General features: G+C 66.3%; 16 protein-coding genes. 9 read left to right on the forward strand and 7 right to left on the reverse strand.

All coding sequences use genetic code 11. From position 1 onward, the window contains the following. A partial coding sequence (locus RTN46_RS13755; protein ID WP_312182200.1) for a glycerol-3-phosphate dehydrogenase C-terminal domain-containing protein occupies positions 1-446 on the forward strand: 446 nt, incomplete at its 5' end. A 168-nt stretch (positions 447-614) separates the two neighbouring features. Here the strand turns inward: RTN46_RS13755 and RTN46_RS13760 are convergent. Continuing rightward, complete coding sequence (locus tag RTN46_RS13760; RefSeq protein ID WP_312182202.1) at positions 615-1,247, reverse strand: FMN reductase; 633 nt, start codon at positions 1,245-1,247, stop codon at positions 615-617. Between the two features lie 95 nt (positions 1,248-1,342). On the opposite strand from RTN46_RS13760, the gene RTN46_RS13765 reads away from it, so the two are divergent. Then, positions 1,343-1,948 (forward strand): GNAT family protein, encoded by a 606-nt coding sequence (locus RTN46_RS13765; RefSeq protein ID WP_312182204.1) that lies wholly within the window; start codon positions 1,343-1,345, stop codon positions 1,946-1,948. On the opposite strand, the gene RTN46_RS13770 is transcribed toward RTN46_RS13765, so the two are convergent. After that, positions 1,945-2,583, reverse strand: a complete 639-nt coding sequence (locus tag RTN46_RS13770; protein WP_312182206.1) for a class F sortase — start codon at positions 2,581-2,583, stop codon at positions 1,945-1,947. The genes RTN46_RS13765 and RTN46_RS13770 overlap by 4 nt on opposite strands. Before the next feature lie 43 nt (positions 2,584-2,626). Continuing rightward, a complete protein-coding gene (locus RTN46_RS13775) occupies positions 2,627-3,409 on the reverse strand; it encodes a hypothetical protein (RefSeq protein ID WP_312182208.1) in 783 nt (260 codons plus the stop codon). Positions 3,410-3,658: 249 nt separating this feature from the next. Here RTN46_RS13775 and RTN46_RS13780 point away from each other — a divergent pair, with 249 nt between their 5' ends. The 3 genes from RTN46_RS13780 (at position 3,659) to RTN46_RS13790 (ending at position 5,860) form a co-directional block, all read left to right on the forward strand. Next, entirely contained in the window at positions 3,659-4,261 is a 603-nt protein-coding gene (locus RTN46_RS13780; RefSeq protein WP_312182210.1) for a sigma-70 family RNA polymerase sigma factor, read from the forward strand. Next, a complete protein-coding gene (locus RTN46_RS13785) occupies positions 4,258-5,076 on the forward strand; it encodes an anti-sigma factor (RefSeq protein WP_312182212.1) in 819 nt (272 codons plus the stop codon). The genes RTN46_RS13780 and RTN46_RS13785 overlap by 4 nt, the downstream gene beginning before the upstream one ends. 235 nt (positions 5,077-5,311) lie before the next feature. Beyond that, positions 5,312-5,860 (forward strand): hypothetical protein, encoded by a 549-nt coding sequence (locus RTN46_RS13790; protein WP_312182214.1) that lies wholly within the window; start codon positions 5,312-5,314, stop codon positions 5,858-5,860. Between the two features lie 72 nt (positions 5,861-5,932). Here RTN46_RS13790 and RTN46_RS13795 read toward each other — a convergent pair whose 3' ends face one another. Continuing rightward, positions 5,933-7,621 carry an FAD-binding dehydrogenase gene (locus tag RTN46_RS13795; RefSeq protein ID WP_312182216.1) on the reverse strand — a complete coding sequence of 563 codons (1,689 nt, stop codon included), beginning with the start codon at positions 7,619-7,621 and terminating at the stop codon, positions 5,933-5,935. Positions 7,622-7,785: 164 nt separating this feature from the next. Between RTN46_RS13795 and RTN46_RS13800 the strand changes: the two genes are divergently transcribed. Next, entirely contained in the window at positions 7,786-7,917 is a 132-nt protein-coding gene (locus RTN46_RS13800) for a hypothetical protein (RefSeq protein ID WP_312182218.1), read from the forward strand. A 75-nt stretch (positions 7,918-7,992) separates the two neighbouring features. On the opposite strand, the gene RTN46_RS13805 is transcribed toward RTN46_RS13800, so the two are convergent. Then, the gene (locus RTN46_RS13805; RefSeq protein WP_312182220.1) at positions 7,993-8,229 is read right to left on the reverse strand and encodes a YegP family protein; all 237 of its coding nucleotides are present in this window, start codon (positions 8,227-8,229) and stop codon (positions 7,993-7,995) included. Between the two features lie 122 nt (positions 8,230-8,351). Further along, entirely contained in the window at positions 8,352-9,332 is a 981-nt protein-coding gene (locus RTN46_RS13810) for an asparaginase (protein WP_312182222.1), read from the reverse strand. A 126-nt stretch (positions 9,333-9,458) separates the two neighbouring features. Between RTN46_RS13810 and RTN46_RS13815 the strand changes: the two genes are divergently transcribed. The 3 genes from RTN46_RS13815 to RTN46_RS13825 all read left to right on the forward strand — a co-directional run bounded on the left by RTN46_RS13815 (position 9,459) and on the right by RTN46_RS13825 (position 12,108). After that, positions 9,459-9,602, forward strand: a complete 144-nt coding sequence (locus RTN46_RS13815; protein WP_312182224.1) for a hypothetical protein — start codon at positions 9,459-9,461, stop codon at positions 9,600-9,602. 250 nt (positions 9,603-9,852) lie between these two features. Beyond that, positions 9,853-11,286 (forward strand): amidase, encoded by a 1,434-nt coding sequence (locus RTN46_RS13820; protein ID WP_312182225.1) that lies wholly within the window; start codon positions 9,853-9,855, stop codon positions 11,284-11,286. 135 nt (positions 11,287-11,421) lie between these two features. Next, on the forward strand, positions 11,422-12,108 hold the full coding sequence (locus RTN46_RS13825) for an HAD family hydrolase (protein WP_312182227.1): 687 nt from the start codon (positions 11,422-11,424) through the stop codon (positions 12,106-12,108). Between the two features lie 29 nt (positions 12,109-12,137). Here the strand turns inward: RTN46_RS13825 and RTN46_RS13830 are convergent, their stop codons facing one another. Then, entirely contained in the window at positions 12,138-14,696 is a 2,559-nt protein-coding gene (locus RTN46_RS13830) for a Tex family protein (protein ID WP_396157786.1), read from the reverse strand. Between the last annotated feature and the right edge of the window lie 83 nt (positions 14,697-14,779).

Genomic DNA, 14,779 nt, shown 5'->3' on the forward strand with positions numbered 1-14,779 from the left:
TGGGAGCGAAGTACGGCTGGACCGAACAGCAGGTGATCCGGATGCTGGACCGCTACGGCTCGGCCATCACCGAGATCACCGGACTCGTGGACGAGCGGCCCGAGCTGGCCGTCCCGCTGCAGGGTGCCCCGGCCTATTTGCGTGCGGAGATCGCTCATGGCTGCACCCATGAGGGCGCCCTGCATCTGGAAGACCTGTTCGACGTGCGCACCCGCCTCACTTGGGAGGCCCCGAACCACGGTCTGGACGCCGTCGAAGAAATTGCCGATCTGGCCGCCGAAGCGCTGGGCTGGGACCAGGCTCGCCGCGACGCCGAGGTGAGGGCGTACCGCGCCCGCTGCGAGGCCCAGGATGCCGCCGCCACGATCGCGGACGAGCCCACGGCCGCGGCCGTGCGCTCCGAGGTGCCGGGCGTTGTCGAGGCCGTGGCGCGCACCGTGGGCTGAGCGGGGATCAGCGGCTCGCCGCGGATGGGCTGAGCGTGGTCGGCGGCGGACTGCCCTGATCGTCGTATCGCCGCCGAAAATCGTCGGCGGGACGGCCAGCCCGGCGCGCGTGCTTGCGCTGGTGGAACGCTCCGGCGCCTAGCGGAACCCTCTCCGGGGCCAGTTCGCCTACGCCGGGCGCCCCTGTATCTGGGCCAGCAGCTGTTCGAACGGGAGGGATTCCTTCGGATCCTGCCGGGGCGCAGGTGCCGGAGCATCACCGAGCAGGGCCACGAGTTCGACGCCGGCGCGCCGGACGCGGCTGTCCAGGCTCCCCGTACCGTCGGTTCCCGCACCCCAGTCATCCGGAGCCGCGTACACGGCCGTCGGAGCGATGCGGGCACGCAGGTAGCTGAACATCGGACGCAGGGCGAAGTCCAGGACCATGGAATGCCGGGCGCTGCCTCCGGTGGCACCCACCATTACGGGCTTGCCATCCAGTGCATCCTTGTCGATCACGTCGAAGAAGGACTTGAACAGGCCGCTCATCGAGGCAGTGAACACGGGGGTAACCGCGATCAGCGCGTCGGCGTCGATCACCTCATTGATGAGCGCCTCCAGGTTCGGCGGCGCGTAACCGGAGACCATGGCGTTGGCGATGTCGACGGCGTATTCCCGCAACTCGTAAGTGGTCACGGAGGACTCGTGCCCCAGCTCCCGCAGCCGTTCCTGGGCGGCCGCACCCAGCTGGTCAGCCAGCATGCGGCTAGAGGAAGGCGTGCCCAGTCCGGCGGAGAGAGCTACGATCCTGCGTTCGGCCATGACGGCCCCTTTCCTAGATTCAACCTGTAGATGTTATTGCATCTACTTGGGGAACCCTGCGGGGTGCCTGGTTATTCCCGCCCTAGGATTGGCCTATGACCGCTTCCCACCAAGATTTCGCCACGCCCGTTCCATTGGAGGGCAGCACTGTCCGCCTGGAACCACTGAGCCGTGAACATGTGCCGGAACTCATCGATGCCGTGGAGGACGGGGAACTCTGGAAGCTCTGGTACACCCGAATCCCCACCCCGGCGGCAATGGCAGCCGAAGTGGATTCCCGCCTGGCCCTGCAGGCGGCCGGCAGCATGGCACCCTGGGTGATCCGCCGGCTGGATACCGGAATGGTGTGCGGCATGACCACCTACATGAACATCAAGGCCGAACACCGGCGGGTGGAAATCGGCTCCACCTGGCTGGCGGAGAGCGCCCAGCGCACCGCCGTCAACGCCGAAGCCAAATACCTGCTGCTCACCCGCGCGTTCGAGGACCTGGAGTGCATCGCCGTCGAGTTCCGCACGCATTGGCATAACCACGCCTCACGGGCGGCCATTGCCCGGCTGGGCGCCAAGCAGGACGGGGTGCTGCGCAGCAACGAGCTGTGGGTTGACGGTTCCCGCCGCGACGTCGTCGTGTTCTCGATCCTGGAGGGCGAATGGTCCTCGGTCCGGTTGGGGCTGCGGCACCGGCTGGACCGGAACTAGCCCTTCAGCGTCGCATAGACAACGTAGTTGTCGTCGAAGTTACCTGTCGCGGGGTCGTAACCGTCACAGGTGATGAGCCGCAGCTCCGCGGCCTGGGTGTTCCCATAAACCTCCAGTGTGGGAAAGGCATCCTTCCCGTATTGTTCCCCGCGGTCGACAACGAACCTCCCCGTGGATCCGTCTTCCCGGGCAACCTCGATCAGGTCACCCGGCTTCAGCGACCTCAGGTCCGCGAAGACACCCGGGCCGCCGTCTGTCGCGTTGACATGGCCGAGCAGGACGGCCGGCCCCAGCTGCCCCGGAGCCGGCGAGCCGGAGTACCAGCTGGCCGGAGCCCCTGGTCCGTCGGGCGGGACTTCAAGGGAACCGTCCTCCCGGAGCCCAAGGTGCAGCAGCTCACTGTTGGTTCCGGTGGCAGGGATTGCCAGTGACACCGGGGCGGAGACCGGCGCGGCGGCGTTCTCCTGTGGGGCAGCGGTCGTAGCGGCCGGAGGGGCAGCCGGACTCGAAACTGCTGCGGGAGGTGGGGAGCTGCCGGCATCGTCGCCGGAGCCGGCGCACCCACCGAGCAGGAGCAGGAGGGCCGCCGCGCAGGTGACAAGACCTGCGCGGCGGCCGTGTTGGGATGCTGTCATGGGAATCTGGGCCTCAGATCAGCCGAAAGCAGCGAACGGCGCTTCAGCCGCGGGCCCTGCGGCGAGCCACCATCAGGCCGGTCAGGGCCAGTCCGCCAACACCCACACCTGCAGCGGCAATGGTCATGCCGGTGGCAGCGCTGCTGCCGGTTCCGACCTCTGCTCCTGTGTCAGCCCCGCCGTTGGGCATCGCACCCATCTGCGACGTGGTCACGGTCCCGCAGGCTGCCGGCAAGGTAGCGGCCGCGGGCAGCGACGGATCCAGGTCAGACATCTTCGCCGCCGCAGCCTCAGGCATCAGCGTGGGATCCACACCATGGACCACAATCACTGCTTTTCCACTTTCGAGTGATGCGGCTGTCTCGGCATTGAGCTCGAACGTCCGCTCATAGGAGTAGGCAGATCCACCCGGGAACCGCTCCACTGCCAGGCCGGAATCCGCACTGGTGTCGCCCTCGGTGGTGAGGGAGGTGCCAATATGCCCGTAGAAGGGGTGGCCTTCGGTGGTGTTGACGACCCCGTCGCCATCGGTGTCCGCATCCGGCCCCGGGCAGACGCCCTGTGCAGCGATGTGGATGTGCTGGGCGTGCGGGAAAGGCCCATCCATAAAGGTCTCGGCTGCGCCGGAGACGTTCACGGTGACCTTCGCTTCGGTGCCGTGGACCTCAACCATGGCCTGGCCGCTGGTGCCCGAGTTGTTCATGGTGTTCAAGGTGGCCTGTCCGGACCAGGAGTCCGGCCCGTGGGCCATCCCCGGCGCCGCAGAGAGCGCCAAGGCGCCCAAGGCCAGGGTCGGAACGGCGAGCAGTCGCATCTTCGTATTCATGATCGGATTCCTTCGTTATGGCGAGTGTGCACATCGGTGTGTGTACAACCACAGTTCGGAGCCGGGCAGCATGCGGATGGGTGCATAGCCGAAAAAAGATTTCCGGGAATTCCTCCCATCCTCAGCGCGGCCGGCAGCGAATAGGAAGTATGAGGGAGACGGGGAAATATGGCAGAGTTCACATGCAAAGCCCCTCGGTCAAAGTCCTGGACGGGGTTCCGTCGCCGAAGGGATGAGCAGTGGGAGCGCATGACTGACTCGGGAACAGGGCAGGGGGACCCGCACGGTGCACCCGCCGATACGCTGGGGAATGACCTCGCGGAGTTGGTCCGCCGCAGCGAACACGGCGACGAAGCCGCTTTTGCGGCGCTCTACGATGCCACGTCATCCAAGGTCTACGGCTTGGCAGTGCGGGTCACGCGGTCACCGGAGCTCGCCGCCGAAGTGGTCCAGGAGGTCTATCTGATGGCCTGGGAACAAGCGGCGCGCTTCACCCCATCGCGCGGAACCGTGCTGGGATGGTTATGCACCATGGCCCACCGGCGGGCCGTGGACCGGGTTCGTCAGGTGGTGCGTGAACGGGACCGGGAACAGACGTATGAAAATCGACGGACGGCATCGCCGTCCGACCACACCTGGCAGGAGGTAGAGCAGACCATGGACGTCCAAGAGGTTCGTGCCGGCCTGAGCACGCTCACTCCGCTCCAGCGTGAAGCCGTAGCCTTGGCCTATTACAAGGGATGCACCTACCAGGAGGTTGCGCTGCACCTTGAAATTCCGGTGGGCACGGCAAAAGCCCGGATTCGCGACGGGTTGAAAAACCTCAAGGCAGCCTTGGGGGGACAGCTGTGAACAATCACCAGAAGCACCCCGCAACCGTGCTGCACGATCTGGCACCCTTGTACGCCTTAGACGCACTGGAACCGGCAGAGCGGGCCGAGTTTGAGCAGCATCTGGCTGGTTGTCCTCAGTGCCAGGCGGAGATCGCCGGCTACGAGGACGTTGTTGGGCAGCTGGCTGCCGGAGTGGCCCAGGAACCACCGCCGGCTTTGCGCGCATCAGTGCTCTCCGCCATTCACGGCACCCGCCAGGGCCGCCTGTCCGACGGAGGACCGGCGTCCGACGGAGGAACACCCTCCGGGTCAGGACCGGCGGACCACCAGGTGGATACCGCCGTCGTCGTCTCGCTGGAGGACCGCCGACGACGCCGGCGGCGTCGGTTGCTTTCCATCGCCGCGGCCGCAGTTCTGGCGCCGGCGATCGCCCTCACCGGATGGAGCCTGGGTGTGCAGTCGGAACAACGGGAGCAGCAGCAACTCGCCGGGCAGGAACAAAGCCGGGAGAACCAATTGTTGTCCGCCGCCGACGTCGCCGTTCGGCCCATCGACGTCAATGGCCAGCCTGCCGCCCTGGTGCACTCGCAGGAGCAGGACGCCGCCCTGTTCATTGCCGGTGATCTGCCCGCACCCGGTGAGGGCCAGGAATACCAGTTGTGGCTGCTCGAGGATGGCACCCCGATCCCGGACGTGCACTTTTCGGGCGGAGAAGTCCGGATCTGGTTGGAAGGGGATCTGGACGGGGCCGGAGCAGTAGCCCTGACAGTGGAACCAGCCGGCGGCTCCACCACTCCCACGTTCCCGGTCGTAGCTTCCGCTGAACTCAACTGAATGGTCGCCCGCCCTTTAGTCCCCCACACTGAAGATGAGCCGCGGTTCCCGGGCGTAGTCCCCACGGAGCAGGTGAGCCGCGGAAAAGGGCGTAGAACCCCTCGAAAAGCAGGTAAATATCCGCCTTACAGGGGAGGTTTAAGTTGCGGAAGTTGACTAGGCTGGCTCTCATCATGCGTCGGCGGCTCCTGCAGCCGCCGGCTCGCACCGCATCGCAGACACTCTGAGGGGAACCATGTCCGAGCAAGTGCCTCCGGCCAATAACTACAGCTACAACGCCTATGCGAGTAACCAGGCACCGGCAGCAGCGCCACCGGTTCCGGTCCGCCCGAAGCAGGTGGACCTGGGCTTCTGGCTGCTGATCGCGGCAGCTGCCCTCAGCGTCCTCAGCATCCCGTTGAGTATTGCCTGGATGAACTCCAGTGCCTATCAGGATTCCGTCGGGCTTACGGGAATGGCGCCCGACGAAGCTGACATGGTCATCGCCTTCGCGACGATGACGACCATTTTCTTCGCCGTGATGAGCCTTGCCATCGCGCTCCTCGTAGCCCTGTTCATCCGCAAGGGCCACAACTGGGCACGAATTGTGGCGACCGTCTTCGCCGCCCTGGGCCTGATCAACCTCACCGGCCTGACCGCCGGCGGCCTGATGGCCGTGAGCACCGGCCTGGGCGTCCTGCTCCCGGTCCTCGCCGTTGTGCTGCTGTGGATGAAGCCATCCACCGAATACTTCAACGCCGCGAAGGCCCACCGCCAGTACAGGAAGTTCAACCCGGGCGCCTAGCCCAGGAATAACTCCCGCACCAAGGCCCAGGGCCGGTACCGCAGCAGCGGCACCGGCCCTGGGCCTTTAAAGTCAGCGCGCTGCGGCCCGCCCCGCGGCACGTCCGCTGAACAGGCACCCGCCCAGGAAGGTGCCCTCCAGGGAGCGGTATCCGTGCATCCCTCCGCCGCCGAAGCCGGCAGCCTCCCCGGCCGCGAAAAGCCCTGGAACCGGCGCTCCGCTGCTGTCCAGGACCCGTGAGTCCAGGTCGGTTTCCAGGCCGCCGAGGGTTTTGCGGGTCAGGACGGACAGCCGGACGGCGATCAGCGGGCCGTCCTTCGGATCGAGGATCGGCCGGGGCGCAGCGGTGCGGATCAGCCGGTCACCCAGATAGGACCGGGCCCCGCGGATGGCGGTGACCTGGGCATCCTTACTGAACCGGTTTGCGATCTCCCGGTCGCGGGCCTGGAGCTGTTCAAGCACTGCATCGGCGGACAGCACCGGCGCATTGCCGTCCGTGGATGCTTTGGCCAGTGCGTTCATCGCCGCGACCAGTTCGGGCACACTGGCCGCCGTGAGGAAATCCTCGCCGTGGTCCAGGAACTTCTGCACGGGTCCGGGCACTCCGGCGCTCGCCCGGCCGAGCACGTCCCGGACCGACTTACCCGTCAGATCCGGATTCTGCTCGGACCCGGAGAGCGCGAATTCCTTCCGGATGATCGCCTTATTCAGCACAAACCAGCTGTAGTCATGCCCGGTGCCCCGGAGGTGCTCCAACGTCCCGAGCGTATCGAAACCCGGGAACAGCGGACCGGGCAGCCGGTTGCCGGCTGCGTCCAACCACATGGATGAAGGCCCCGGCAGGATCCGGATGCCGTGGTTCGGCCAGACCGGGTCCCAGTTTCGGATGCCCTCAACGTAGTGCCACATCCGGTCCGGGTTGATAACGCGCCCGCCCGCCGCCTGCACCACTTTGATCCCGCGTCCGTCCACATGTTCGGGCACGCCGCTGAGCATCCGTCCCGGCGGCAGGCCCATCCGTTCCGGCCAGGCGGCGCGGACCAACTCATGGTCACCGCCAATACCTCCGGTGGTCACTACGACGGCGCCGGCCGAAAACTCGAACTCCCCCACCGTGCCGCGCGCTGCCGTCTGGCCACGCGGCGTCGTCGTACTGCCCAGCACGCTGCCGCGCACTCCGGTGACTTCCCCACCAACGCTGATCAGGCCCTCCATGCGGTGGTTGCAGGCCAGGCGTACCAGTCCCCGGTCAATGCCCTCGCGCAGCTTCGCTTCAAACGGGGCGGTAATTCCAGGTCCGGTGCCCCAGGTGATGTGGAACCGCGGCACTGAATTCCCCGGACCGGTGGCACCATAGCCGCCGCGTTCAGCCCATCCGACCACCGGGAAAATCCGGTGCCCCAACTGATGCAGCCACGCGCGCTTCTCACCGGCAGCGAAATGCACGTAAGCCTCTGCCCACCTGCGTGGCCAGTAATCTTCCTCCCGGTCGAAACCAGCTGTCCCGAGCCAGTCCTGCCAGGCCAGCTCCACCGAATCCTTGACCCGGAGGCGGCGCTGTTCGGGCGAATTCACAAGAAACAGGCCACCAAAGGACCACCAGGCCTGTCCCCCGAGGCTTTGCTCGCCTTCCTGCTCGACCAGGACAACGGAGCGCCCGGCGTCCACAAGTTCAGCGGTCGCCACCAGGCCCGCAAGCCCGGCCCCCACCACAATGACATCTGCGTCTGTTGGCTGCATCCCGGTCACGCTACCGGCCATCTGCTGATTCTGCCTAGACCCGTCCGGGAGATGCTGCTCCTCTCCCGGGCCCCTGTCGCCCGGGCCCGGCGCTTCCTAAACTGGGACAACATGGGCCGTTCCGCCAACGAGCCGGCACCGGCCGGCTGCGACCTACGCATGGGCAAACCCCACTGGAGGCACTCATGAGCACCACTCCAAACGACGAAGACCGTACCCACAACGAAAGCCCCGCAGAGGGTGAACAGACTACCCAGCCTGACGCTGGCCGGGAGCATTCCCAGAACGCGGCCGAAGGCGAAGAGGATCAGGCATAGCGAAAGCCTTGCGTTCCCGGCACCCTGGCCGGGAACGCAAGGCTCGCAACTATGTTGTTGCCGGGGTGGCGGGGCCTAGGAGGCCTTTGCCCTGCCGGGGTTTCGGCTGGCGTCAGCTATCACGTCGGCGTCCTTGCTGTGATCCACCACGGGGCCGGTGCCCGCAATTTCGCGTAACTGCTCAATCCCCGCCACGGCTGCCGCCTTGGTCGGGAACATGGCTGAAACAGCCATGAGCGCGCCGTCACCTGAAATGAGCTTGATCCGGAATGCGCCGTCGTGGGCGTCAACCAGCTTAAAGTAGCCCGACATCTCTTACCTCCTTGTAAGGGGTACCTTCAGTGCCATTAATAGTAAGGCGACTGATGAGTTTTGGGACCCCCTGATTGGGAACTGTCCGCGAAGATACCTGATCGAGACCATTTGCCCCGTTTCTACCCGTTGGTTCGGCCCGTTCCGGAGGTGAGAGCCTGCAGGATCTCATCCTGTGTTGCCGGCAGCGAGGTCAACAGTGCTGCCAGCATCCGTGCCTGCGACGGGCCCAGATCTCCACCGGGAATGGCACCTGCACGGACTAGGTCCACGCCGCCGCCGGCTCCATAGGTGGGGATCACCGGTCCGGACGGAACACGGGTGCAGAGAATGACGGGACAGCCGCCCCGCACGGCGTCCTGGACCGCTTCGGCGAAGCCCTCGCCTGCGTTCCCGATCCCCGTGCCGGCCAGCACAACCGCGTTGGCACCGGAGCGGACAGCGTGCGTCAACAGGTCCGGTGTTGTGCCCAACCCGCAGTAGATGATCTCCACCCGGGCATTGTCGAAGTCCTCCCCTGGCAGGGGCAGGGCGGCAGGACGAAGCGGGACTGCGGTGATGTGGAGGACTCCGGCGGTGAAGTGCGCCACCGGGACGCCTCCGCCAAAGGGGCTGGCCGCTATGGTGTGCAGCTTGCGCGTTCCCCGGGCCGCCAGAACCTGCCCCGCAAAGGAAATCAGGACGCCGGTTCCGCGAAGCCGGCTCGACGCCGCCGCGGCAACGGCTTCTTCCAGGTTGACCGGGCCGTCAGCCATTGGGCTGTCCGCTGTACGCTGCGCGCCGGTTAAGACAACGGGCTTGGGCGACTCATGGACCAGATCCAGCAGGAATGCTGTCTCCTCCATCGTGTCCGTGCCGTGCGTGATGACCACCCCGTCTACGCCTTCGTCCGCGACGGCGTCACGCACGGCTTCCGCGATCAACCGCACGTCAGTCAGCCGCAGCAAAAAGCTGTTGACGTTAGTGAGATCCTGCACCGAATAACCGTGCCGTCCGGAGAGCCCGGCGGCAAGTTCTTCCGCCCGCTCTGCTGACGTTGCCCCGTCCTTGCCGGAACGGGACGCGATGGTCCCGCCGGTCGCCATAATCCTGATGTGGGCCATTGAACCGCTGTCCTCTCGCCGGCATCGCCACAGCCAACATAAGCCTGCCTCCGATGCCATGGCTAGGACTTCCCTCATTCGTGCAGTCCCCGGCGGCCAACCTGGGCCGCCAAGCGGGCCCGGACCGTGGCCCGGGACACGGCGGCGCTGCTGGCCATGGATGCAGCCGGGTGGGATGCGCTGGTGGTCTGGGAGTGCGAACTGCGCAACACCAGCGTGCTCGAGGCCGAGCTGGCCGCATTCCTCGGCCCGCCCGGCCCGATTAGATAACTCTCCAATTACGTGGTCTCATATCTCGATTTCTTCGAAATCCCTTGAATATTTACTGATTTCTGTTCATATTGGTTGTTATAGCGAACTTTCACAACTGATTCAGAAATGTGGTTATCCGCAACTTCCATCCTCGATCGTTTCGTCTACGGCGGGTTCGTGGACCCGATCGCGGAACCCCCGGCCCACCCCGCTGCCCAACTCAACGGAGACAAAGCAGCGGAACCCGTCCTGATTGGAGCGCTCCCCCATGGAACTACACCACCTCACCGCTACCAAGGCCCGCGAGCTGTTCGAGCGCAGGGAACTCTCCCCCGTCGAACTGCTTGACGCCGTGGTCGCCCGCACAGCCGTGGTGGAGCCGGACATCAATGCGTTGACCGAGGAAATGCTGGACGAAGCCTATGGCGCGGCCCGTGCCTCACAGGAACGCTATTCAGCAGGCGGCCAGCAGCTGGGCGCCCTGGAGGGCATCCCGCTGCTGCTCAAGGAAGAACAGCCCATCGCCGGGCGGTTGGCCGAGGAAGGCTCACTGACAGAGAAGGGCAACATTGCCGAAATCAGCCACCCGATCGTCGACCGCATTTTCGCCGCCGGTGCCGTGGTCCATGGCCGCACCACCACCCCGGAATTCTGCTGCGCCGGGTACACGCACAGCAAGCTGTGGGGCGTCACCCGCAACCCCTGGAACACTGATCTGACCCCGGGCGGCTCCTCTGGCGGGTCCGGCGCCGCGCTGGCCGCTGGAGAGAGCATCCTAGCCACCGGTTCCGACATCGGCGGCTCCATCCGCATTCCGTCCTCCTTCTCCGGCATCGTCGGGTTCAAGCCGCCGTTCGGCCGCGTTCCCGGCATGGCGCCGTTCAACCAGGACACCTACTGCGCCGACGGCCCGATGGGCCGCAGCGTTGCCGACGTAGCCATGCTGCAGAACGTAATCGCCGGCCCCCACCCCACTGACCAGGCCTCGGTACGTCCCGCCTACCAGCTCCCCGCCCCGAACGCCGCAGCGGCCGTGGGGATGCGAGTCGCCCTGTGCATCAACCTTGGCGATTACATCGTGGACCCGGTCATCGAAGCCAACACACGCGCCGCTGCAGAGGCCCTGCGCAGCGCGGGCGTCATCGTTGATGAGATCACGCTGCCCTGGACCCGCAAGCAGATCCTCGAGGCCGCCTGGGCACATTTCGGCGGCATCATGGGGCCGTTCATCACCGAAATTGCAGGCGCCGAACGCGATCTGCTGATGCCCTACACCCTGGACTTCGCCAACCGCGCAGCCGAGGCCGGTTCCTTCGCCGAGGGCCTCATAGCCGAGGCCGCCATCTACGAACCGCTGGGAAAGCTCCTTGAGACCTACGACGCGATGCTCTGCCCGACCGTTGCCACCCAGGGGATGGCCGCCGACTTCGCCGACCCGACTGCCCTCGTAGATGTGGGCGGTGCCCAGGTCTCCTGGATCGAATCCGCGTTGACCTTGCCGTTCAACGTCATCGGCCGGGTTCCGGTGCTGGCACTGCCCTCCGGCCTGGCTCCCAACGGCGTGCCGACCGGCGTCCAGCTGGTCGGCCGCACGTACGACGACTCAACCGTCTTCACCCTGGGCCAGGCGCTCGAGGAGGCCTTGAACCTGTGGACGGCCGATTCCTGGTGGCCCGCCGTGACCGCTGCCGCAAACGCCTAACATCTCCTGGCCAGGGCCCCGGGCCCTGGCCAGAAGTGCACCCTGCCCCGGGTCCTGGACTCTGCCCCGCGCGGCCGACCCCACTAGAATCGACTGATCCGGCCTCAACGGCAGCGACAACTCAGAGGGGACTTGATGACTGAGCATTCACACCAGCGCGGTGTCCTGTTCGATGTGGACGGCACCCTGGTGGACTCGAACTACCTCCACACCGTGGCCTGGTGGCAGGCGTTCCGGCGGCTGGGCTACGACGTCCCGATGGCCCACATCCACCGGGCCATCGGCATGGGCGGAGACAAACTCATCGGCCATGTACTCGGCAGCGATCCGGCGCCAGAGGAGGAAGCTGAACTCGAGGCCTCCCATGGCGCCGTCTTCTCCACCTACTGGCCCTCCCTGCGGGCCTTCGACGGTGCCGCAGACCTGCTGCGCGCCACGGCCGGCCGGGGGCTCGCCGTCGTTCTGGCGTCCTCTGCCTCCGAACCGGATTTGCAGGCGCTTCGCCAGGTAATTAATGCTGACGACGCCATCTCCAGCGCCACCTGTTCCTCCGACGCCGACGAAAGTAAACCCGCGCCGGACATCCTGGAGGCTGCACTGGACGCAGCCGGACTTGACGCCGAAGGCACTGTTTTCGTGGGCGACTCCGTCTGGGACATCGAATCCGCAGGGAAACTGGGCATTCCCACCATCGGGCTCACCTGCGGCGGAACCAGTGAAGCGGAGCTTCGGGAGGCGGGAGCCAAGCAGGTCTACGCCGGTCCGCGGGAACTGCTGGAGCGCCTGGACGAAAGCCTGCTCAGCCAGCTGGCTGCACGCTAACGCCTGCATGGAGTGAGCTCCGTTCGCCGCTAGGCCAGGCCCGCCCGGCGCAGCGCTTCGGCCATGGCTCCGTCCAGCGCGGGGGCAGCCGGTCCCCTGCGCCCGGAAGCACCGGCCTTGCCTGGCGCAGGCTTACCTCCCTGCGGGTTCCCGGAGGCTCGCTGGCTCCGGGTGGGCTGGCTATTCCGGTTCGGCTGGCTATTCCGGGTGGGCTGGCCGGCTCCCTGCGGGTTCCCGGAGGCTCGCTGGCTCCGGGTGGACTTCTCGTTCCGGCCCGCAGGCGTGGCACGTCCGCGCTCACGCGCACCATTCCCGCTTCCGGAACCGGATCCGGTGCCGGACGGCGCATCGTCGTCAAGCCGCAGGCTAAGCGAAATGCGGTTCCGCTCCGGGTCCGCCTCCATCACCTTGACCCTGACCACCTGGCCGGACTTCACCACGTCATGCGGGTCGGAGACAAAGGAAGAGGACATGGCGGAAATGTGCACCAGTCCGTCCTGGTGCACGCCAATGTCCACGAAGGCCCCGAACGCCGCCACGTTGGTGACCACGCCGTCGAGCACCATGCCCGGACGCAGGTCGGCAACTTTTTCGATGCCTTCGGAGAAGGTCGCCGTTTTGAACGCCGGTCGGGGGTCGCGCCCGGGTTTGCGCAGTTCGGCCATGATGTCCATTACCGTTGGCAACCCGGTGCTCTCATCCACGAAGCCCGCCGGGTCCAATCCGGTCAGGTCCGCACCGGCAGGACTCATTTCCACTTTCGCCGCGGTCAGCATCCGCCGGGCGATCCGATAGGACTCCGGGTGCACGCTGGAAGCGTCCAGCGGTTCTGTTCCACCAACGATCCGTAGGAAGCCCGCGCACTGTTCGAAGGCCTTGGCTCCCAGCCGCGGAACCTTCATCAGGTCCGCGCGCCTGGCAAAGGGGCCGTTGGCATTTCGGTAGGCAACGATGTTCTCGCTGAGCAGCGGCCCGACGCCGGCGACCCGGCTCAGCAGCGCAGGTGAAGCAGTGTTGACATCCACTCCGACGGCGTTGACACAGTCCTCAACCACGGCGTCCAGGGAACGGTCCAGCTTCGCCGCCGTGACGTCGTGCTGGTACTGGCCCACGCCGATGGACTTCGGATCGATTTTCACCAGTTCGGCCAGTGGATCCTGCAGCCGCCGGGCAATCGAGACGGCGCCGCGCAGGGAGACATCCATGCCCGGCAACTCAGCGGACGCCAAGGCTGACGCCGAGTAGACGGATGCCCCGGCCTCGGAGACCACCAGTTTCTGCAGTTTCGTTTCCGGCACCAGCCGCATCAGTTCCCCGGCCAGCTTGTCGGGTTCCCGGGAGGCGGTGCCATTTCCCACCGCCACCAACCCGACCCCGTGTTTCTTCACCAGGTCTGCCAGCTTCACCAGGGCGTCGTCCCATTTGCGTGCCGGAGCGTGCGGGAAGACGGTGTCCGTGGCCACGGCCTGTCCGGTGCCGTCGACCACCGCTACCTTAACACCGGTGCGCAGGCCCGGGTCCAGCCCGAGGGTTGCCTGGTTGCCGGCCGGCGCGGCCAGCAGGACGTCCCGGAGATTGGCGGCGAAAACCCTGACGGCTTCCATCTCGGCGTCCTGGAACAACCGCACGCGCAGATCGACGGAGAGCTTGGCCAGGATCCGGCGCCAGGCCAGCTGCACGGTCTGCTGCAGCCACGCGTCCGCCGCACGGCCCCTGGCAGCCACGCCCAGGCGGGCGGCCACTGAGTTCTCGAAGCGTTGCCGGGCGGCAGCGAACACCTCGGCGTCCGCCGGATCTGCTTCCGCCAGCCCGAGTTCCAGGATGCCTTCCTTTTCCGCGCGCAGCAGGGCCAGCACCCGGTGCGAGGGCATCCCCGAAGGGGCCTGGGAATAGTCAAAGTAGTCCGCGTACTTCTGTCCCTCGGCTTCTTTGCCGGCGCGGACGGAGGAACGGAACCGCCCCTGCTTCCACAGCTTCTCGCGGGCATCGGTCAGCAGATCCGCATCCTGCCCGGCACGTTCGACCAGGATGGCACGGGCGCCGGCGAGCGCTTCGGCGGCGTCGGGAACCGCCTCGCCCAGGTACCGGGCTGCTTCGGTCTCCGGATCCAGGGCCGGGTTCGCCAACAGCGCTTCGGCCAGGGGTTCCAGCCCGGCTTCCCGGGCGATCTGTGCCTTGGTGCGGCGCTTGGTCTTGTAGGGCAGGTAGATGTCCTCGAGCCGGGACTTGGTATCCGCGGCCTCGACCGCGGCCCGCAGTTCTGCTGTCAGCTTGCCCTGCGCCTCGATGGCTTCCAGGATGGCCCGGCGGCGGTCCGCGAGCTCCCGCAGGTACCGCAGCCGCTCATCCAGTTCACGCAGCTGCGCATCGTCCAGGGTGCCGGTTACCTCCTTGCGGTACCGGGCAATGAACGGAACGGTGGAACCACTGTCCAGGAGTTCGACGGCGGCCCGCACCTGCCACGGAAGGACCCCTAGTTCACTGGCGATCTGGGTGTGGATCCAGTCAGCGGCATCCGCGCGGGATGGAGCGGTTGGAACGGATCCTGGTTGCTGGGACGCAGGCTGCGGGGCGATGGTGAGGCTCACCCGCCCAATTGTTCCTCATCGTTGCCGGTTGCGGCCAAACCCCGGGCAAGAGAAGCCTGGAAGTGCAAAGCGTTCATTGACAC

This window comes from Arthrobacter sp. (genome assembly GCF_031988865.1).
Taxonomy (GTDB): Bacteria; Actinomycetota; Actinomycetes; order Actinomycetales; family Micrococcaceae; genus Arthrobacter_B.

Bases quoted from the DNA above. Each gene is read 5' to 3' on its own strand.
- RTN46_RS13780 (WP_312182210.1), top strand. From the start codon at position 3,659: ATGACTGACTCGGGAACAGGGCAGGGGGACCCGCACGGTGCACCCGCC.
- RTN46_RS13825 (WP_312182227.1), top strand. From the start codon at position 11,422: ATGACTGAGCATTCACACCAGCGCGGTGTCCTGTTCGATGTGGACGGC.
- RTN46_RS13805 (WP_312182220.1), bottom strand. From the start codon at position 8,229: ATGTCGGGCTACTTTAAGCTGGTTGACGCCCACGACGGCGCATTCCGG.
- RTN46_RS13790 (WP_312182214.1), top strand. From the start codon at position 5,312: ATGTCCGAGCAAGTGCCTCCGGCCAATAACTACAGCTACAACGCCTAT.
- RTN46_RS13820 (WP_312182225.1), top strand. From the start codon at position 9,853: ATGGAACTACACCACCTCACCGCTACCAAGGCCCGCGAGCTGTTCGAG.
- RTN46_RS13810 (WP_312182222.1), bottom strand. From the start codon at position 9,332: ATGGCCCACATCAGGATTATGGCGACCGGCGGGACCATCGCGTCCCGT.
- RTN46_RS13760 (WP_312182202.1), bottom strand. From the start codon at position 1,247: ATGGCCGAACGCAGGATCGTAGCTCTCTCCGCCGGACTGGGCACGCCT.
- RTN46_RS13795 (WP_312182216.1), bottom strand. From the start codon at position 7,621: ATGGCCGGTAGCGTGACCGGGATGCAGCCAACAGACGCAGATGTCATT.
- RTN46_RS13800 (WP_312182218.1), top strand. From the start codon at position 7,786: ATGAGCACCACTCCAAACGACGAAGACCGTACCCACAACGAAAGCCCC.
- RTN46_RS13765 (WP_312182204.1), top strand. From the start codon at position 1,343: ATGACCGCTTCCCACCAAGATTTCGCCACGCCCGTTCCATTGGAGGGC.
- RTN46_RS13775 (WP_312182208.1), bottom strand. From the start codon at position 3,409: ATGAATACGAAGATGCGACTGCTCGCCGTTCCGACCCTGGCCTTGGGC.
- RTN46_RS13770 (WP_312182206.1), bottom strand. From the start codon at position 2,583: ATGACAGCATCCCAACACGGCCGCCGCGCAGGTCTTGTCACCTGCGCG.